The 19,849-nt window shown below is 61.1% G+C and carries 17 protein-coding genes; 10 read left to right on the forward strand and 7 right to left on the reverse strand.

Going from position 1 to position 19,849, the window contains the following annotated elements:
• Positions 1-25: 25 nt before the first annotated feature.
• Both V1279_RS09785 and V1279_RS09790 read right to left on the reverse strand, forming a co-directional pair.
• On the reverse strand, positions 26-778 hold the full coding sequence (locus V1279_RS09785; protein ID WP_334434755.1) for an anti-sigma factor: 753 nt from the start codon (positions 776-778) through the stop codon (positions 26-28).
• A complete protein-coding gene (locus V1279_RS09790) occupies positions 775-1,395 on the reverse strand; it encodes a sigma-70 family RNA polymerase sigma factor (protein ID WP_442894747.1) in 621 nt (206 codons plus the stop codon). Before V1279_RS09790 ends, V1279_RS09785 begins: the two co-directional genes overlap by 4 nt.
• A 110-nt stretch (positions 1,396-1,505) precedes the next feature.
• On the opposite strand from V1279_RS09790, the gene V1279_RS09795 reads away from it, so the two are divergent.
• Positions 1,506-2,282: a DUF4394 domain-containing protein gene (locus V1279_RS09795; RefSeq protein WP_334434758.1), complete on the forward strand. Its 777-nt coding sequence runs from the start codon at positions 1,506-1,508 to the stop codon at positions 2,280-2,282.
• Positions 2,283-2,382: 100 nt separating this feature from the next.
• Here the strand turns inward: V1279_RS09795 and mddA are convergent, their stop codons facing one another.
• Positions 2,383-3,174 carry a methanethiol S-methyltransferase gene (gene mddA, locus V1279_RS09800; RefSeq protein WP_442894748.1) on the reverse strand — a complete coding sequence of 264 codons (792 nt, stop codon included), beginning with the start codon at positions 3,172-3,174 and terminating at the stop codon, positions 2,383-2,385.
• Positions 3,175-3,213: 39 nt separating this feature from the next.
• A complete protein-coding gene (locus V1279_RS09805) occupies positions 3,214-3,534 on the reverse strand; it encodes a hypothetical protein (RefSeq protein ID WP_334434760.1) in 321 nt (106 codons plus the stop codon).
• Between the two features lie 173 nt (positions 3,535-3,707).
• On the opposite strand from V1279_RS09805, the gene V1279_RS09810 reads away from it, so the two are divergent.
• Positions 3,708-5,357, forward strand: coding sequence for a winged helix-turn-helix domain-containing tetratricopeptide repeat protein (locus tag V1279_RS09810; RefSeq protein ID WP_334434763.1), 1,650 nt, complete (start codon positions 3,708-3,710; stop codon positions 5,355-5,357).
• A 21-nt stretch (positions 5,358-5,378) separates the two neighbouring features.
• On the opposite strand, the gene V1279_RS09815 is transcribed toward V1279_RS09810, so the two are convergent.
• Positions 5,379-6,227, reverse strand: a complete 849-nt coding sequence (locus V1279_RS09815) for a metal-dependent phosphohydrolase (protein WP_334446297.1) — start codon at positions 6,225-6,227, stop codon at positions 5,379-5,381.
• Between the two features lie 270 nt (positions 6,228-6,497).
• On the opposite strand from V1279_RS09815, the gene V1279_RS09820 reads away from it, so the two are divergent.
• The 3 genes from V1279_RS09820 to V1279_RS09830 all read left to right on the forward strand — a co-directional run bounded on the left by V1279_RS09820 (position 6,498) and on the right by V1279_RS09830 (position 10,371).
• On the forward strand, positions 6,498-7,469 hold the full coding sequence (locus V1279_RS09820) for an ABC transporter substrate-binding protein (RefSeq protein ID WP_334446299.1): 972 nt from the start codon (positions 6,498-6,500) through the stop codon (positions 7,467-7,469).
• A 52-nt stretch (positions 7,470-7,521) separates the two neighbouring features.
• On the forward strand, positions 7,522-9,372 hold the full coding sequence (locus tag V1279_RS09825; protein WP_334434765.1) for an adenylate/guanylate cyclase domain-containing protein: 1,851 nt from the start codon (positions 7,522-7,524) through the stop codon (positions 9,370-9,372).
• Between the two features lie 108 nt (positions 9,373-9,480).
• Entirely contained in the window at positions 9,481-10,371 is an 891-nt protein-coding gene (locus tag V1279_RS09830) for a LysR family transcriptional regulator (RefSeq protein ID WP_334434769.1), read from the forward strand.
• A 1-nt stretch (position 10,372) separates the two neighbouring features.
• Here the strand turns inward: V1279_RS09830 and V1279_RS09835 are convergent, their stop codons facing one another.
• The gene (locus V1279_RS09835) at positions 10,373-12,685 is read right to left on the reverse strand and encodes an ATP-binding protein (RefSeq protein ID WP_334434772.1); all 2,313 of its coding nucleotides are present in this window, start codon (positions 12,683-12,685) and stop codon (positions 10,373-10,375) included.
• A 190-nt stretch (positions 12,686-12,875) separates the two neighbouring features.
• Positions 12,876-14,252: a cation-efflux pump gene (locus V1279_RS09840; protein ID WP_334434775.1), complete on the reverse strand. Its 1,377-nt coding sequence runs from the start codon at positions 14,250-14,252 to the stop codon at positions 12,876-12,878.
• 1,224 nt (positions 14,253-15,476) lie between these two features.
• Between V1279_RS09840 and V1279_RS09845 the strand changes: the two genes are divergently transcribed.
• From V1279_RS09845 to V1279_RS09865, 5 genes are all read left to right on the forward strand, one after another.
• Complete coding sequence (locus V1279_RS09845) at positions 15,477-15,821, forward strand: hypothetical protein (RefSeq protein WP_334434778.1); 345 nt, start codon at positions 15,477-15,479, stop codon at positions 15,819-15,821.
• On the forward strand, positions 15,787-16,404 hold the full coding sequence (locus V1279_RS09850; protein WP_334434780.1) for a YqcI/YcgG family protein: 618 nt from the start codon (positions 15,787-15,789) through the stop codon (positions 16,402-16,404). Before V1279_RS09845 ends, V1279_RS09850 begins: the two co-directional genes overlap by 35 nt.
• A gap of 10 nt (positions 16,405-16,414) precedes the next feature.
• Positions 16,415-16,726, forward strand: a complete 312-nt coding sequence (locus V1279_RS09855; protein WP_334434782.1) for a cupin domain-containing protein — start codon at positions 16,415-16,417, stop codon at positions 16,724-16,726.
• Between the two features lie 110 nt (positions 16,727-16,836).
• On the forward strand, positions 16,837-17,568 hold the full coding sequence (locus V1279_RS09860) for a hypothetical protein (protein ID WP_334434784.1): 732 nt from the start codon (positions 16,837-16,839) through the stop codon (positions 17,566-17,568).
• Positions 17,565-18,848, forward strand: coding sequence for an MFS transporter (locus V1279_RS09865; protein WP_334434787.1), 1,284 nt, complete (start codon positions 17,565-17,567; stop codon positions 18,846-18,848). The genes V1279_RS09860 and V1279_RS09865 overlap by 4 nt, the downstream gene beginning before the upstream one ends.
• Positions 18,849-19,849: the final 1,001 nt, after the last annotated feature.

Below are 19,849 nucleotides of genomic sequence, written 5' to 3' on the forward strand. Positions count from 1 at the left end.
ACGTACGAGCAGCACGGCTCGACCATTACAACGCCCGTGCCGCGTTGCCCTTGAACAGAATCGGGCCGGTCGGTCGTCCGATGGGCGAGCCGCCTTCCGGCTCCAGCGTGATTTCGAATAGTTGATCTTGCACGGTCTCCGGCAACGACTCCAGGTCGAGCTGCAGCGTGCGCGACTGACCGGTGACGCCGATCGATTTCGGGCCGATCGCGCGATCCCACAAGGTCCAAACCTGCAGCGTGCGGCCGGCAGGCACCTCGATCGGCCGTAGCGGTATCAGCTCGACACGGCCGTTCGAAAACGCGTTGACGATGGCCCCGGCCTCTTTCGTCGTGTCGTTCACCAGCACGGCGACGTAAATCGGCTTGCGCTGGGCGAGGGCGATCATGTCGTGACGAAGCTGGCGCGACGTCGCCAGCGCGCCGATCATGATCGTCGCAAAAAACAGCGCGGCGAAGGCGCCGCCGATACCGAGACCGCGCCAGAACCGGATGTTGTCCCACAGTGTGGCGCCACGCAGCGCGGCGCGTGCGGAGGGCAAGGCGTCGATCGGCGCGATTTTGGTTGCATCCGCGATGCGCTGCCAAAGCGCCGGGCTCGGTGTGGTTTCCTCGGCCGTGAGATCGAAGTCCGCAAGCCGTTCCCGCCACGCGCTGACAGCCTGAGCAAACGATTGGTCGGTTGCGATGCGCTGTTCGGCGGCGGCGTGTTTGGCACTGTCCAGGAGGCCCATCACGTAGTCGGCGGCCATGGCGTTATCGGCGTCGTGCGGGTTCATCCCATGCACTCCTGCAACGCAAAGAGGCTGCGCCGTACCCAGCTTTTGACCGTGCCGAGCGGAACCTTGAGCCTCCCCGCCAATTCGCCGTGGCTCATGCCGTGAACATAAGCCAGCACCACCACGTCGCGGCGGGGGCGGTCGATCTGCTCGAGACACCGGCGCAGCGCGCTGCTCTCCGGCATCCGCGACAGGGTGGCCTCGCAGTCGACATCCTGGACGGCTTCATCGGATGCTTCATAGCGGTGCTCATCGCGATGGATGCTGAGGGCGCGGTTGCGCACCACCGCATAAAGCCAGCCGCGCGCGCTGCCGCGGCGCGGATCGAAGCCGGCCGCGCCCCGCCATATCCGGATAAAGGCGTCGTGCACGGCCTCTTCCGCAAGGTCCTGCCGGAACAGGATGCGGCGGGCGATGCCGGTCATGCGTGGCGCCTCGCTGTCGTAGATCACGCGCAATGCGGTGCGGTCGCCGGCCGCGCAACGCGCCAGGGCCGCGGCAAGCTGCGCCTCGCGCTCCTGATCGAGCAGGGCGGGAGCCTGCAGGCTGGCGGCGATGGTCCCATTTCCGGTCATGTCTATGCCCTTGCATAGTTGTTCTACCTTGAGATGCGGCATTTGGATGCATGTGCCGAAAATTATTTTCAGTGTGCTGCATCCGTTTCGCCGCGCCGCCGGTACCCGCTGTGTTGGTCCCGAGAGGATCAAGGAACACAGGGAGCTTTACGATGAATTTTCGCTCAATTTTCGCCGCTTCGGCCGCACTGTTGCTGTCATCCGCAGCCGCCAATGCCGCGCAGGTCGCAGCCCTGATCGGCGGCGACACAATTGCAATGGTCGATACCGCGCAGAAGAAGGCGACCGGGTCCGTCAAGGTCACCGGCATTTCCGGTGCGCTGGTCGGCATCGACGTCCGTCCGGCCGACGGCATGCTCTATGGATTGGTCGACGATGGCAGCATTGTGACCATTGCGATGGACGGCAAGGCCACGATGAAGTCGAAGCTCGACACCATGCTTGCCAAGGGCGTGGCTGCGACGGTGGATTTCAATCCGGTCGCGGACCGCCTGCGCGTGATGGGCGCGGACGGGATGAACCTGCGTGCGAACGTCGATGACGGCAAGGTGACCAAGGACGGCGACCACAAATTTGCCGACGGCGACATGCACAAGGGCGAAAAGCCGAACATCGTCGCCGGGGCCTATACCAATTCGGTGAAGGGCGCAAAGGAGACGGCGCTGTTCAATATCGACGGCACCATCGGTGGATTGATCAAACAGGCGCCGCCGAATGATGGCGTGCTCGGCGCGATCGGCAAACTCGGCATCAAGGCGGATAGCGTCGCATTCGACATCTTGTCCGACGGCGCCGGCAAGAACGAAGCCTGGCTGATGGCGGGCGGCACGCTCTACAGCATCGACCTCGCCACCGGAAAGGCGACCGAGGCTGCAAAGATCGCCGGCGTCAGCGGCACGGTCAAGGACATCGCCATCATGGGAATGTAGCCGACCGCTGCAATCTCCGGACGGCTGGATTCTGCCGGTTGCTTGCGCGACCGGCAGAACTTGCGGTGAATTCGGGCTCAGCCCGGTGCCTGCGCCTTCTTCAGCGGCGCGAGAACAGACGGGGCACCAGCATCGCCACCCGTTCGCGATAGCGCCGGTATTCATCGCCGAACATCGCCACCAGATCGCGCTCTTCGAGATAGATGCCGACGAAGATGTAGGCCGTCGTCACCGCAGCGAACAGCAAATGACCGAGCGTCATCGTCGGCGTCGACCAGAAGGCAATGATGAAGCCGAGATAGATCGGGTGCCGGATCAGGCGATACAGGCCCGGCGTCTTGAACTTGACGGGTTCAGCCGCGCGCCCGGCAAAATGCGCGACCACTTGCGTCAATCCGAACAGTTCGAAATGGCTGATCAGGAATGTGCTGTAGAGCACGATGAGCCAGCCCAGGAAGCCGCCCGCGGTCACGACGCCGGCGAGGGCGGGATTTTCGATGTTCCAGACCACCGTTGGCATCGGCTGCCATTGCCAGAACAGCAGTATCAGCGTCAGGCTTGCCAGCAACACATAGGTAGAGCGTTCGATCGCCGGTGAGGCGAAGCGCGTGAACAGCTTCTTGAAGCCCTGCCGCGCCATGCCGCTGTGCTGCACGGCGAAGATCGACATCAGCACCAGGTTGATCAGCAAGGCCGTCGTCAGCGAGGACGTCGAACCGGTATCGACTGTCTTGGGCACGACATATCCCGAGACGAAGCCGACCGCGTAGAGAAACGTGCCGAAGAAAATCAGGTAGGCGAGGCCGCCATAGCAAAGCGCGAGCAACCTCGTTGCGAGAGAGGCGCTGGCGGGAGGCGCCGCATTCGGTCCGGTTTGCATTGTAATCGACATCTTAATCTCCTCGGTTTGCACGTTGGGCAATGGCTTTGTTCAGGACCGCTTGAGGCGTCTCCGCTTGTGCAGCTGCGCGGCTCTTTCGAGGGCGTCATCGATCGGGCCGCGATAGATGCGCTTGTTGTGCAGGTCGCGATCTCCAGCCCGGTGCAACGCGAGCCACGCGGCTTGCCGTTCGCGGTAGGCGATGGCGGCGGCCATCCAGCCGTTGAGAAGGCGCTTCAGGCGCGCGGGCAGGATAAGAGGGCTGGCGACGCGGCTTGCCTCGATCCACTCGGGTCGAATGCCGCCTTTGTGCGGCAACAAACCTTCTGGCGAAACATTCGGGCTGGTGGGATTGAGCAACAGACCGATCATGGTCATCTCCTCCGATTGATCGATGATTGATCCGTCGTTAGATTGAGATGATCGTTCCAGCTTGGCGGAATTCTTGAGAAGACCTTTGTTTTTCCTCCGGAAGCGACTGTTTTTGCTTCGTTTTGTAGCGTGAACCGCCTGGCAGGGCGGAGCCTCGTGTCGGATCAGCGGAAGTGGTATTAAAGTACCGATTTGCCGACTTCGAGATCGACCTCAGCCAGCAGGAACTGCGCCGGCTTGGGGAAGCGGTACATATTGAGCCCCAGGTATTCGATCTCATCGTGCATCTGGTGCGCAACCACGACCGCATTGTCAGCAAGGATGAGCTTATCGAGACGATCTGGAACGGCCGGATCATCTCCGAGGCGGCGCTCTCCAGCCGCATTAATGGCGCCCGGCGCGCGCTTGGCGACAATGGAAACGACCAGGCCCTCATTCGGACGTTGCACAAGCGTGGCTTCCGCTTCGTCGGCGATGTTCAGGCCATTGACGCGCCGAAAACGGATGCGGAGGCCGCTCGACTTGTTCCCGACGCGCCGGGCAGCGTCCCAGGCCGCGTCTCGGTTTCTGCCGAAGTGTCCCGCCTTGATGATGTCGTCTCGGAATCTGTAAAGGCGGAGGCCGTCACGCGATCGTCCATCGCCGTGATGCCGTTTGGAAACATGTCTGATGACCCCGAGAACGACTACTTCAGCTACGGGTTGACGGAGGACATTATTCGCCTTCTCGCCCGTAACCGGTGGCTTTCGGTCATCTCGCGACACTCGACTATCGCGTTCCAGGGACGAGTGGTGGATGCACGCGAGATCGGCGAGTTGCTGGGCGTCAGGTATGTGATGGTCGGCAGCGTTCGCAAGAGCCGCGATGCTGTGCGGATAACGGCGGAGCTCGTCCGCGCGTCGGATGGAAAGCAATTGTGGGCCGATAAATACGACCTGCAGCTGGAGTATATCTTCGATATCCAGGAGGAGATGGCACGGCAGATCGCTGCAACGATCGAGCCCGAGCTGTCGAAGGTCGAGCAGCAGCTCGCCGCCCGCAAGGCGCCGGAAAGCCTGGACGCCTGGGATTGCTACCAGCGCGGTCTATGGAATCTTTGGCGCTTCACCACGCCGGGATTCGACTCGGCCGAAACCTATTTTCAGCGGGCGATTGCGGCCGATCCAAGTTTTGCGCGCGGCCATGGCGCGCTTAGCTACGTCAATCTGCAACGCGCGTTCATTGACGAACCGAAAGATCGCGCGGCGCGGCTGGAAACCGCGTTGCGCCAGGGGCGCCATGCGGTGGCGCTCGACGAGCTCGATTGTTTCTGCCACTGCGCGCTCGGACGCGCTTTGTGCCTGACTCATCAGAACGACGAGGCGCTGGCAGCGCTCGACGTAGCCCTCGAGCTCAATCCAAGCTTTGCGCAGGCCTATTTCGCCCAAGGGTTCAATTTACTCTGGTATGGACGAGAGATTGAAGCGGAAACGCTGCTCGATCGAGCGATCATGCTCAGTCCGCGCGACAGCCATATTTCTGCTTTCCACCATGTCCGCTCCTGGACGCACTTCTCCCTCGGCGAGTATGACATCGCGGTCGAATTCGCGAGGCGGGCGACACGGCAGCCCAATGCTACCTATCAGGCTTTTGCGTCACTTGCGGCGTCGCTGGGACTTCTCGGGGATCGGGCGCAGGCGGAAACGGTGGCTGCGGAACTGCTGCAACGCAAGCCAAACTACAACATTGAAACGGCGCGACAGGAGTTCTTCTTCTGCAATGATGTGGGCTTCATCAATCGGTTCGTCGAAGGATTGCGTGTAGCCGGCATTGCAAACGCTTAGCTGAAATCAAAGCCCTCGTGATCACGGCTGTGGACCGGACAAATTCATTTCACGCTCGGCCCGGAAAACATTGCTGTGAAGGTTTGCTATCCATTGCCGTCCACTTGAGGTGACATTGAGATAGCGTATTGCCGTCTGAATTTGCGGTGCGACGTTGTTCCAGTAGAACTGCGGATATTTGTAAACGACATCTGCCGGCGTCTCGTAGCCGAGCGTTTTGTTCATGCCGATTTCCTCGAACTCATAGAACAGGGCGTTCGCTTTTTTCAGGTAGTTGGGATCGCCGAGTTGCCCGATGAGGTCGGCAGCGCGCAGCAACAGGCCTTCTTCTTCGATCAGTTCGTCGTTTGACGGTGCATCAACATAGGGAAACCGCGTATACTCGATGGCCTTGGCGATCCGGCTGGCGTCGACTTCTTCGGCAGCGTCGAGGCGTTCGAAGACGAACAGTTTTGAGCGGTCGACATGGTAGGCAGCCAGCGCAGCATCGGACGAGCCTCGCGGCAGGCGAATGGTCCGGCCGCTGAGATCAGCGACATAGGAATCCCCGTCGTCTCCCTGAACAATTCCGCGAACAAATCCGATGTCGTGGCTGAGGCACGCCAGGATGAAATTGGCGTAATCGTCCGCCGTTGTCGGCCGCAGCATCGCCCGACCCATGAGGATGTCGTGGCCGGCAAGGGTCACGAGCATGGTGTGTTCGATGTTGTGATACAGCGCGTCGCTGTTGCCAATGCATTCCAATGTGAGCCGGGCGGCATAGGGCAGAAATTCAGCCAGCCGGGCTTGGGAGGAGCCAAACCTGCTTTTGGTATCTGAAGCCAGGAACGAACCCAAAGCTTGCGCGACCAGTTCCGGGATTGTGATCATGGGGCCTCCCAACTCGGTTGTGCGATGCCACCGGTATTAATGTATCGGCGTCGCACGATAGCACGTCGTTGGGGCAGACCGGATATTGCTCACGCCGCGCAAGTGGGCGCAACGCAGATTTGACGGTTGGTCAGTTGCCGTGACGTATTTTGGCGCGACGCCGCCGGCTGCGGCCCGGGCACCGCCATCAGGCCAAAATCAAGATTATCCGCAGATTATCTGAATGCCGGCTTTAAGCGCGGAAAGCCTGTTCAAGCCATATTGGCCGGCATGGATCGACGAGATTTCATTGCGTTTCTGGGGGCGGCGATGGCGTGGCCGGCCGCCGCACTCGCTGAGGATCCGACAAGGGTTTATCGTATTTTTTGGGTATCCACCGACTCCCAGCCCGACCCGTTCCTGGCCGGGTTTCGGGAGGGATTGCGGGCGCGGGGCTACGTCGAGGGAAAGAACGTTACCCTTGAGCTGCACTATGCGCCCGGCAATCCGCAGGCGCTCCGCGAGGTCGTATCCGAACTGAGACGAGGGAACATCGACCTGGCCGTGTCGAGCGGCCCGGCGACGCGCGCTATGACGGCGGTAACGGACGTTCCGGTCCTGTTTGCGTTGAGCGGCGACCCGGTGGAGTTGGGCCTCGTCAGGAGCCTCGGAGAGCCGGGCGGCAATTTCACGGGCTCGACCTTCCTTTCTCTTGAGCTGGCGGGGAAGCGGGTTGAGCTATTGAAGGAAGCCGTGCCGACTGTACGCAGGCTTGCAGTGTTTTCAAACACCCTTCATCCGGGAGAACAATCGGAGTGGCGCGCGACCAGGGAAGCCGCCAAGGCGCTGGGCATCGAAACCGTCTACGTTCCCTTTGCCGGCAAAAACGAACTGGACAATGGACTGGCGGCGGCGGGAGACGCGCGTGCGGACGCGTTGCTCGTCTTCCCGGACGTCCTCACGCTGGTGCACCGGGACAAGATTGCCCGGTTCGCCATCGCGCATCGGCTGCCTTCGATGTTCGGCTGGAGCGAATATTGCGACGCCGGCGGACTTCTGAGTTATGGCGCGAACCAGCGCGCGACCTATTTCTGGCTTGCGACCTACGCCGACCGGATACTGCGTGGCGAAAAGCCCGCCATCCTCCCTGTCGTGCAGCCCACCAGGTTCGAACTGGCGGTGAATCTCGGCACGGCCAGGCTGCTCGGCATTGACCTGGACCAATCCTCCATCCTGTTTCGCGCCAATAAGGTGATCGAATGAGGCCGGTTCGTCTCGTACCGGCGCGGAACGCCTCTGACCGGACGCCCGTCCGGTGACCCGTCCGCGCCGCTCATTGTTCTCCAAGTACTTCATCACCCTGTTTGTCGCAGTGGTGGTGCCTCTCATCCTCGGCGCCGCAAGCGAAGCGTGGTTCGCCTTTCGCGACCATCGCCTCCATCTCAATGAATTGCTTCAGGTCGAGGCCCGTTCCGCGGCCGACCGGATACAAGCTTTTACCGACGGAATACGCGATCAACTCGGCTGGGTCGTGCAATTCCCCTGGACCCAGGGCGAGGAGGACCGGCGAAGGATCGACGGGCAGCGTCTGTTGCAGCAGGTGCCGGCGATTGTTTCGCTCTCGTTGGTCGATCCCTCCGGCATCGAACGTGTTTTCGTATCCAGATTGAGTCTGAACAGAACCGGTCCAGGCGTGGATATGTCGGCGGACCCCGCGGTTGTAGGCGCGCGGGCCAACCGGGTCTGGTATGGCCCCGTGCAATATCAGCGCGATTCAGAGCCTTACATGCGGATCGCGGTTGCGGGAAACCGTGCGGCCGCCGGCATAGTCGTTGCCGACATCAATCTGAAACTGATCTGGGACATCATCGCGGCGATCAAGATCGGCGACACCGGCCACGCGCTCGTCATCGACGATTCCGGACGTCTGATTGCCCACCCGGACATCAGCCGGGTCCTGCGCAGCGGTGCCGGGTCCGGCGACTTCAGCCGGCTCAAGTCTGTCGTCGGCACCGCGAATGGATCGGTGGTCGCCACGACCGGGGATGACGGCAAGCCCGTCGTCGCGCTGTCGGTGCAAGCCGCCAATGTGGGGTGGACGGTGATTGCCCAACAGCCGGTCCTGGAAGCGTTTGAATCGATCCGTGCCGCGCTGTGGCGCTCGCTGATGCTCATCGTCATCGGAATCGTTTTCGCGCTTGTCCTGGCCTATTGGCGAGCATGCCGCATGTGGGGACCGATCCGGCAACTGGAGGATGGCGTTGAACGGATCGGGATGGGACAGCTCGACCATCGTATCGCGATCCACAGCCGCGACGAACTGGAGCAGTTGGCCGTCCGATTCAACCAGATGGCGGAGGAACTCGCGGCTTCGCAGCAGAAGTCCGAGCGCATCAACCGTCTCAAGCAATTCCTTGCGCCGGAAGTGGCTGCACTGGTCGAACACTCCGACCAGGGGCTGCTGGACGGACAGCGACGCGAGGTGGTCGCGATTTTTGGCGATCTGCGCGGCTTCACCGCGTTTTCCGCGCGCGCCGAGCCTGATGTCATTATCGCCGTGTTGAGGGAGTACTATGAAGCGATCGGCACCGTTACGGCCCGCCACGCTGCCACCTTGATCCGCTTCGCCGGTGACGGCGTGATGGTCCTCGTCAACGCGCCGGTCGCGTGCGAAAACCCGGCGCAGCGCGGTATCCGGCTTGCGATCGACATGCAGGCTGCGGTGCAATCGCTCGCCAATCACTGGAACGCCCGGGACTGCGCCATTGGCTTTGGCGTGGGTATCGCGATGGGACCTGCGACCGTCGGAACGCTCGGCTGGCACGGACGCCTCGACTACACAGCCATCGGAAACGTCGTCAATCTGGCATCGCGGCTTTGCGATTTGGCGGACGACGCGCAGATACTGGTGGATCCGGTTGTCACCGGGCATGTCAAGGATAGCATCGCCCTTGCATCCATTGGGGAGCGGGCCATCAAGGGCTACGATCGTGCTCTGGAGGTTTTTGCGGTGGTTCGCCGCGTCGGGCCGCTGCCGCATCTCGGCTGTCCGCTCCAGCCTGCTGACGTTCGGCCCGTTGAAACAGGACAAGTCGTCAGCTTTGCTCGTCGCGATGACCTGATAAGGTTGGAAAATGAGGTGATATGGGAACCGAATTGCTCTTGAAATCGAACCCTCCGGACGCCGCTTTTGACGTATTGATGGCCGCCGGTCCGTGCTATTTCTGGCCACCGGGCGACCGCGTTGGCCACCAAACTTCCTGGGACCATCCCTTTGATCGACAAGCTTGAACTGCTGCTGGCGCTCGCAAAGGAGCGGCATTTCGGACGGGCTGCGGAGGCCTGCGGCGTCACCCAGCCGACCATGTCGACCAGCCTCAAGCAGCTCGAGGAAATTCTCGGCGTCATGCTGGTGCAGCGCGGTTCCCGCTTTCAGGGCTTCACGCCGGAGGGCGAACGCACGCTCGACTGGGCGCGGCGCATTGTCGGCGACGCCCGCGCGATGCGGCAGGAGATCAACAGCCTCAAGGACAAGCTCTCCGGCGAGATCCGGATCGCCGCGATCCCGACCGTGCTCGGCATGGTGGCGCAGCTGACGACGCCGTTCCGCGCCCGCTACCCCGACGTGCGCTTTCGTATCCAGTCCTGCACGTCGGCCGACGTGCTGGGCTTGTTGGAAAATCTCGAGGTCGATGCCGGGCTGACCTATATCGAGAACGAGCCGATCGGCAAGGTGCGCACCATTCCGCTCTACAACGAGAGCTATCGCCTGCTGACCTCGCCCGATGCCATGTTCGGCGATCGCAAGCAGGTCACCTGGAAGGAAGTAGGCCAGGTGCCGCTGTGCCTGCTGACGCCCGACATGCAGAACCGCCGCATCATCGATCGCGCGCTGGCGTCGGTCGGGGCCGAGGCCACGCCGACGCTGACCTCGAACTCGCTGGTGGTCCTCTATACGCATGTGAAGACCGGGCGCTGGGCGAGCGTGATGCCGGCAAAGCTTGCGGAGACGCTGGGGTTGGCCGATACCATCCGCAGCATTCCGATCGTCGATCCCGTCGTCGACTACAGCGTCGGGCTGGTGATCCCGCAGCGCGACCCGATGACGCCCCTGATCGCGGCGCTGGTGCAGGTCGCCCGCGAAGTGGCGCCGACGCTGGAATAGATCACGCCGCAGCGGCCTCGACCTTTTCGTTCGCCGTCGGCTGCTGCGCCTCGCGCGGCAGCGTGATGCGCACCACGGTGCCGGTGCCGAGCTTCGAGCGCAGCCGCATCGTTCCGCCATGCAGGCTGGTCAGCGAGCGCGCAATGGCAAGGCCGAGGCCCGAACCCTGATAGGTCTTGGTGAGCTGGCTCTCGACCTGCTCGAACGGATTGCCCAGCCGCCGCAGCGAGGCCGGCGCGATGCCGATGCCGGTATCGGCGATCATCAGCACGATCGAGTTGGGCAGCACGTGGCTCCGCACCGTGACCTTGCCGTCGTCGGGGGTGAACTTGACGGCATTGGACAACAGGTTGACGAAGATCTGCTTGACCGCGCGGCGGTCGGCCGTCACGGAAATGGTGCTTTCGATATCGGCGTCCAGCGTCAGATGCTTGTCCTCGGCGCGCCCCGAGACCACGCGCACCGACTCCGCCAGCAGCTTCGACAGATCGAGCTGCTCCATGTCGAGCTTCATGCGGCCGGCTTCGATCTTCGACATGTCGAGGATGTCGTTGATGACTTCGAGCAGGTATTTCCCGCTGGTGAGGATGTCGTGGCAGTACTCCTGATACTTGTCGGAGCCGAGCACGCCGAACATGCCGCTGCCCATGATCTCGGAGAAGCCGATGATGGCGTTCAGCGGCGTGCGCAGTTCGTGGCTCATATTGGCGAGGAATTTGGATTTCGCCTGGTTGGCTTCCTCGGCGCGATTCTTTTCCTGCGAGTATTTTTCGGCGAGATCGGCAAGCTCGGCCTGCGAGCGCTTCAGGTCGATCACGTTGGCGCGCAGGCGGGCGTCGTTTTCGATCAGCTTCTGCTCGTGCTCCTTGATGCGGGTGATGTCGGTGCCGACCGAGACGTAGCCGCCGTCCTTGGTGCGGCGTTCGGAGATGTGCAGCCAGCTTCCGTCGTCGAGCTGCGCTTCGAAGGTGCGGGCTCCCGGCGCTTGCGCGCCGGTCTCCTGCAGGCGGGTGCGCACTTCCGGCATGCTGCCGACCTCGATCACGGTCTCGTACGATGTGCCGGGGCTCACCGCCGTATCCGGCAGTTTGTGCAGGCGCTGGAAGTGCGAGTTGCAGAGCACGAGGCGGTCTTCTGCGTCCCACAGCACGAAGGCCTCCGGAATGGTCTCGATCGCGTCGCGCAGCCGCAGGTCAGCCTCCACGGTCTTCTCGGCGAGGCTCTTCTGTTCGGTGATGTCGACCGCTATGCCGATCAGGTGCAGGCCGGCGTCGGCCGAGGTGTGGCTGAGCTCGCAGCGCACCCGCAGCCAGATCCAGTGGCCGCCGGTGTGCTGCATGCGGAAGCTCTGGTCGATGTGGGTGATCTTGCCGGCGATCATCTGGTCGGCGATCGCAAACAGGTCGATGTCGTCGGATTTCACCAGCGCGTTGACTTCGCCGAAGGTAAGGAGGTCGTTGCGGGAGTCGAGGCCGAGCATCGTGAACATCGATGCCGACCAGAAGATCCTGCCGCGCGAGAGGTCCCAGTCCCACAATCCGCAGCGGCCGCGGTTGAGCGCGGTGTCGATCCGGCCGCGCACGGCGTCGTTGATGAGGTCGCCTTCGCGGGCGCGGGTCGACTGCCAGTGGAAGGCGAAGCCGAGGATCAGCACGACGAAGCCGGTGGTGGCGGAGAGCGTCACCGACAATGCGGCATCCGAACCCCACAGCGGCTCGTTCTTTTCCTGGATGACGATGACCTGGCCCGGGAGCGCTTTGACCAGCCGCGAGATCGCCATCGCGCCATTGCCGTTCGGAAGCGTCATGTCATTGACGACGCCCTGCTGGGCGGGGGCGGCGAGCAGTTGCGCCGTGCTGATGATGTCGAGGATGCGATCGTTGTCGCCAAGGCTGCCCTCGCCCGGCACGCGGGCCAGAATCCGGTGATCGGAGCCGGTGATGATGACATGGCGGCCGCCAGCCACGCCCCAGGCCGGAATCAGGTCGGGCAGCAGGCTCTGCAACCGCTCGATATTCGCGGCGCGGTCCTGCCGCACCGCGGCGAGCCGATCGAGCCGTTCGGCCAACAGATCGCTGAGGGCGGAGATATCGCGCTTCATGGCGGCGCGCTTTTGCCGGCTCTGGTCGATCACCTGCACGAAAGCGCCGAGGCAGATGGTGATCAGGAAGGCAATGATGAGTGTCGGCACGGCGCGACGAAGCGCCGGCTCGGCGGTGAGCAGCCGGTGATAGGCAGGTTTCGCGATCGATTGCGCCAATCCCTTGATCGAATCGGATTGGACAAACGCGTTCGCTGCATGCGCGCGCGCCATGCTTTAGACCCCCGCCGAAGGCTCTTTTGCACATTGTCCGGAAGCACCCCGTTGCTTCCGAATCATACCGATTTGAATCCAGATTTTCCGGGCTGTCGAGAGTCAACGATTCGTTAATTCGAAATAAATCTTGTCCAACGCGAATTAAGGCATCGTCAGGGCGAGTCCGAAACGGGAACGACACCGCAAACTACGCACGCGGCGGTTCGGCGTGGCTGACCACGCGCTTGATCGAAGGAAATGCACGGCGCAGCGCGCGCTCGATCTCGTCGACGCTCTCGTGCACCTTGATGACGCTCATCGACGGCGCGGCGCGGCAATGGAAGTTGACGACTTCGCCGGCGTCGGTGTCGCGCACCCGCACATTGTGGATGTCATGGATCGCGCCATTGCCGGCAAAGCGCGCCAGCGCGGCCTTGATGGTCTCGACGCGTTCGGGCGCGGCATCGGTGCCGTGCGGCAGTTCCGGCTCGAGCGGCTCGATATGGGTATCGACCTCGACATCCTCGCCGAAATCCTCGCGGATGTTGCGCTCCAGCACGCGGGTAACCTCATGGGCCGCCGCAAGCTCCATATCGCCGTCGACCTCGAGGTCGATGCCGACGATCAGCTTCTCGCCGAGATCGTGCACGGTGACGTGGTGGACGGCGAGGCCGGAATTGCGGGCGATCACCATGATGCGCTCGCGCACGCCCTCATTGTCGCGGGCGACCGGCACCGCGGTGAAGGTGAGGTCGGCGTCGCCGAGTACTTTGCTGACGGCATCTTGCGCGGCTTGCTTGATCGCCTCGACCCGGTCGATCGGGTAGGTGCGCGGCACCTTGGCGATGGCGTCGATGAAATGCGTCGGCCCGACCATGCGCACCCGCAGGCGCTCGACGCCGACCACGCCTGAAACCGAGCGGATCGCGGCGATGGCCTTTTCCCAAGCGCCCGCCGGCGCGCGGTCGAGCAGGGTTTCGATGGTGGACCGCCCGAGCCGCAGGCCGAGGATCGATATCATCACGGCAACGGCGATGGCGGCGGCCGAGTCCCCCCAGGCATAGCCGAGGCCGGTCAGCACCAGCCCGATGATGACGGCGATGGAGCCGAGCACGTCGGAGGCGAAATGCAGGGCGTCCGCTGCCAGCGCCTGGCTTCGGGTCTGGCGCGCCGTGCGATGCAGCGCCCGCGCGCGCCAGAAATTCACCGCGATATCGATCACCAGCACCACGAAGGGAATCGCCGAGAGCGTCGGCGGGGCTGCGCCCTCGCGCAGGCGGCTCCAGGATTCGACCAGGATGCCGCCGGCCAGCACGTAGAGCAGCGCGATGACAAACAGCGCCGACAGGCTCTCGAACTTGCCGTGGCCATAATGATGTTCCTCATCGGCCGGTTGGTCGGACACCCGCACCACCAACCAGGTGATGATGGTGGCGACCACGTCGACCGAGGAGTGCAGGGCCTCCGAGATCAGCGCGAGAGAGCCGATCGCAATGCCGACCGCGAATTTCGCCGCTGCCATGCCGGCGCTGGCGAAAATCGAGATCGCCGCGACGTTGGTTTTGAGGGTAGGGGAAAGACTCATGGCCAGCGGTTTAGCAGGGCGTCGTCCAACATTAAAGCCGACCGTCGAAGGCGCAATCGCCACTCACTTGCAGGAGCGATTTGTTGCGAATTATTCTGAGTTGTCGCGTCGTCCCTGCGAAAGCAGCCCCGTAGGATGGGTGGAGCGCAGCGATACCCATCAATGCCGATGCACATGGCGATGGGTATCGCTGCGCTCCACCCATCCTACGCAAACACACCTCCGCATTCTCGCGGCGCGATGCACCCGAGGTTTGCAAATTCATTCGCCCAGAAGAAGAGGGCGCAGGGAATGCCGGGTGCTTGCTGCACCCGCGGTCTCGTGTGCAAATAGCGCAAAGAGTACGCACACGAGCATACAGGTACAGCTGGAGCACTCCGGCATTCCCTGCGCAATGGTTTTACGGCTTATACCGCGCTCTCCCTGGAGACGAATTCCTTTTGCCTCCATCGCTGACGGATTGAAGGATTGTCAAAACCCGGTTGGGTCGACGCTCCTCCGCCAGCTTGACACCAGCAACGGGTGCCAGGACCACACGGCTTTGCCGTACGCAGCCTCGCCAGTCGTCCGCACGTTGTGTCCGCTCACGGAGCAAAGCCCGCCCTGCAAACACGACCACGCGCCCGACGCTGCCGCGTCCACCGCAACCCGCCCCAACGTTCGTGACGATGGCCAACGCCCCTCTACCGGGACGGGATGGCGGGATTTGTAAGGGTGATTTGGGTCTCGCGCGAAGAAGTATATTTTTTCAATCGAGACTGGATCGAGCAAGTCACGTTGAAGTCGCTACAGAAAATCGATTTTGCGCGCACCGGCCATTTGCTCCGGCGAGCAAAATAAAGAGAGGTACGGAGGGTTACATCAGTTCGGCGATACCAGTTGGTCGCGCGAATACGAGGAAACGGTTAAATGCACCGTAATTCCAATCATTATCAGGAGCGTGGTCTTGCCCGAGGCTAACGGGCGACCACCGTCACATGCGTCGTTTTTCAGGTTGACAGGATGAAGGGCGCACGAAGCTTCATATTTCTTTGACAAGCCGTTCAGACGAGCGTCACCACACGCGATGCGCGCCTTCAGCTTTTCGTAACATGCTGTCGACCGTAACTTGAATAGCGCGCTAGAGGCACGACAGCATTCTGCGTCGATACATTAGGCCCCCGATAGACATCCACGAATGCTCGCAGTCTGAACGAAAAATCCGTCGCCTAATTGCCAATCTTCATGTCGATCACCTTGCGCAAATGGAAATTACGTGCCCAGCGTCATTTCACAGCAGTTCGATTGCGAGAGTGGTCCGAACTTAAAAATACAAATCCCTTTGACAAGGCGCCAAAATTAAGCTCTACCTTTGGTTGTCTAGACAGATTCTGTTTAACGCGCGATCTCGCAGCCAACGGAGGAAAAATGTTTACTGCAGTCGAGATTGATAGCTTCGAAGAACAATCTTGGGAACGCCAGAACTACAATTCCTTCAAAGGCCAGCTATTCAGCAAGGACAAGAGCTTCCCCTGCGTGTTCGGTGTCGAAGCAAATGCGCCGCAGCACGCTTCGGTTTGGCTTCTTTAATTCCGTCGACTTCAACGACATGGTGAGGCTGGCGCATGACTTGCAATCCTTCCTAAGGATATCCCGGTCGCTTACTCCCTACACATCCTACGTAGCGTTTTTCGATCCGGCTATCGTCGCCTTTTCATTGCTGTCTGACTACGAGAACGCTTTTTGGCGCGTTCTAAATGCACTGAACTCCCTCGATAACAGGACCTGGCCGGAATCGATCGACCCGCGCGTCGATACGCCATCCTGGGAATTCAGCTTCGCAGGCGAGATGATGTTCGTCGTCTGCAATACACCCCTGCACCATTCTCGACTCAGCAGATATTCGCCCGGCTTCACGATTACCTTCCAGCCCCGCTGGGTGTTCGACAAGATAGGCGCCGGGACGGTTGCGGGGGATAGCGCGCGAGCCGAAATCCGCCGTCGCCTCGAGTCTTACGATTCGGTCGCTCCTTTTCCACGCCTCGGTGCCTACGGCGAGGAGGCTAACCGTGAGTGGGAGCAGTACTTCCTGCCCGACGACAACACCGTGACGAACCGTAATTGCCCGATGGTCGTAACAAACCGAGCCAGGCAACGCATTGTTGCCGCATAGGGGATTCTCAATGTCTGTCGAATTTCAATATAGCGCTCGCCCCACGCTCGAGGCCGCCGTCCAGGAGCTTCTACCTGAGACCGGCTCCATCGAAGTTCAACGCGATACACCTGGTCGTCGCCACGATTGGCATACACATCAAACGGACGAAACCCTGCTGATCATCGACGGCGAATTGTCCTTTGAGAGCGAGTTGGGACTGAAGGTCTGCCGGCCTGGAGATCGTATACTGTTGCCGCAAGGCGTACGTCACGCGTCCACGGCCGGCGTCGATGGTTGTATCTATCTTATCGCATTACGCCGGGTGTCCCAGCGCTCGTGACGCGAACATTCGACGGGAGCATTAGCGTCACGTCTAAGCGATAGTTGCTTCGCGGCGTTTGGTTCGCGCGGCGAGCACGAAGATCTTCACCGACTTCAATGGAGGCAAACATGCAGCAGCTCGTAGAAAGCGAACATAGGATACCCGACGGATATAGGCAGGGTCCGTACGAACTCGAGGTGTTTCGCTCGGCCTCGAATATTCCCCAACACTGCTGGGGCGGCATCATCGATCTGCTAAACGAGATCATCGCGACCAACTGGCGGATCGACACCCCCTGGTGGTCGCCCTCCGACACGCCCTTCCGGGAAGGATACGGCATTGCGTTTGTCCGACACGACGATCAGATCGTCGGCTTCACAATTTGGCGCAGGCTTGTTGTCAATGATCGACCAACGATTAGTCGATCGGGAATCGAGCTCAGGCCGGAGCATCAGGGCAAGGGACTGTTCGGCCTGCTGCTAAAGGGAGTGCTTGACGCCGAATTGTCGTCAGTTCTGGAGGGCGACGAGGTCTACTATTCCTGGAGGACGCGTAATCCGGTTGCTTGGAGCGCACACGCCAAAGTCTGCACGCGGCTATTGCCTTCGCTGGTCGACGGCAATGACGACGGATCACTGCAGGACGTCGCGCTCCAGATTGCAAATACCCTTTACCCGGACAGAGCTCTGGAGCTTCCGAACATGGTCATTCGCAACTCTTATCCGAACATCACCTACCACCGCCAACCCTCATACGAAACCAATGGCGCATTGACTGAGAAGTTCAGGCGCCTCATTCCTGATACGGCGGACGCGATCTTTACTGTCGGGACAATCAGGAAATCGGGCTCAGCCGCTTGACATTGCATCGGGACCAGACGGTGCAACCCAAACCTCATGACGCCATCGCTCCGATTTCTCGGCGCGATCTTATCGCTTGGACTTGCGTATCGAGCGCCTACGCCGTCGCTTTTTTGCAGCGCGTTTGCCCGCAGACCATCGTCGACGATCTGGCGCGCGATTTCGGCGTAGGTGCCGACGGACTAGGGATCATCGCATCGGCGTACTTCATCGGCTACATGCTGATGCAGTTTCCCGCCGGCGTGCTGGTGGATACATACGGTGTCAGGAGGCTCGTCATCTGGAGTCTCGCAGCATCCTCCTCTGGAACCTTGCTGTTCGCCGCCGCCCCCAATGTCCCGATTGCATTTCTCGCGCGGCTTATCATCGCCTGCGGTGATGCGCTGATCTTCACGGCGCTCATCAAACTCGTAGCGCAGCAATTCCGGGAGCGCCAATTCGGGATCATGTCGGGCCTTTCGCAATTATCCGGCTACGCAGGTGGCGTCTTGGCGGCCACACCGCTTGCACTTACCGTGGCATGGATCGGCTGGCGCGCCAGCTTTGCGGGCATCGGCGTATTTTGCTTTTTCAACCTTGTTCTTGCTGCCTCCATCCTGCCGGTGCGAGTTTCGACGGCCAAGCCGCCGGTTCTCTCGGCCATCCTGTTTTCGGCATTGGCCGAGTTAAAGAGCCGAGAAAGCTGGGGATGTCTGCTGACATTTTCGTCGCATTTTGTTGCCGTCACGACCATCTCAGGCGTCTGGGGTGTTCCATTGCTGACGGACGCCTACGGACTGGAGCGGCAGCACGCCACGACCGCACTGGTGTTGTTTATGGTTGGCTGTATGGTCGGTTCTGTAGTGTTCGGGCACTTTGTGGACAGGATCCAATCTTTGGTGCGTGCGCACATCCTGATGTGCCTGCTTCGTTCGGGCTGCCTGGCTCTGCTGATACCGACAATCGGAACTGCTATCGGCCTCGAAGCGGTTTTCGGAGCGTTCGTGATCCTGGGCCTGGTGGCCGGAGGCATGACTCCCATGATTCTAAAGGCGGTGAGAAATATCTATTCCGTTGCGCGCCTCGGTACCGGCGCAGCCATCAACACGACTTCAGCCGGATTGCTGACCGCGTCCCTGCAGCCAGTCCTAGGGTATGCTCTCAGCGCGAGCTGGAGTGGCATGCAACGAAATGGAGTCCCCGTCTATTCTGCGGCCGGATACAATGCCGTCGTTCTGATACTGGCATTCATCTCTCTTCTCGGAATCGCCGGGGTAATGCTCATGAGGCGGCGGATTTGATCCGTGGCACGCGCGATCGAGGTGGTTGAGCGCCTCACCGTGCAACAACGGCAGTAAATGTCTCCACGCAACAAGCGGGATGTTGGGTTCGCGGTCTGGCGTAGAAAAAGAAAGAACGGGGGATGTCGGTTCCCAACGTAGCACCGATCATCGCAAAAGACTTGGAGACCAGGCCGCCTGGTTAGTTCACCATTCCGCCGCCTCGCGCGCCTCGAGGATAGGTCCCTCGACCGGCACCGTGACAAATTTAGCTTGGCTTTCCCGCTGTGCAGACGGCCGCGTAAAGGTGCCTGCTCAACGTTCGGGAGCTATCGCCAAATTTTGGTGACGGCGGGGGCCGGTCAGGCGGCGGCGGTTTTGGGCTGACGGTCGGGATTTCGGTGACGGATTTTCGGTGACAGTGCATTTAACTTGCGTGTGATGCTCGCGAAGGCGTCTATTGCACCCCTGGACTGAGACACGCTAACTTCTGTGACAGGCTCATTTCGAGGATGACCTGTGGCAGCAAGAGGAAAGATCCGTCAGCGAGAGTAGGTTAGAACAACAGGCGAAGGAATGCTGCGCTCACCTGTTGGAATCTATCGGCAACTTCACGGTGTTGAACTATGAAGAAGGTTTGCGCGAAGCCTTTAGCCGACGCGAACGTCAATCTTGACGACCTTCGGCAAGCGCAGGGCTTAGCCGAAGGCGTAATCGGCCGCTGCATCTCAACAAGACGGCGGATTACGCTTCGTTAATCCGCCCTTCGTGCTGCTTTCGAGCCAACGGGAACCCCGGTAACGCGGCGCCGCAGTCCTTGACGTTACCCCGATTCGTGTCCATATGTCGGCCAGTCGACACTTGGCCGAACTGCTGGGCGCTTTGCCTTGCCAGTGACAGGCACGCACGTTTCAGACCCGTCTCCAAACATCGATCAACCGACGAAGGTGCCGATCCGTCGGTGTCTCGATCCTACGTGCACCGTCAGAAGGAAATATCTCTTTGCATAAGACAGCTGTGCA

Origin of the sequence: Bradyrhizobium sp. AZCC 1610, assembly GCF_036924515.1 — a bacterium.
GTDB lineage: Bacteria > Pseudomonadota > Alphaproteobacteria > Rhizobiales > Xanthobacteraceae > Bradyrhizobium.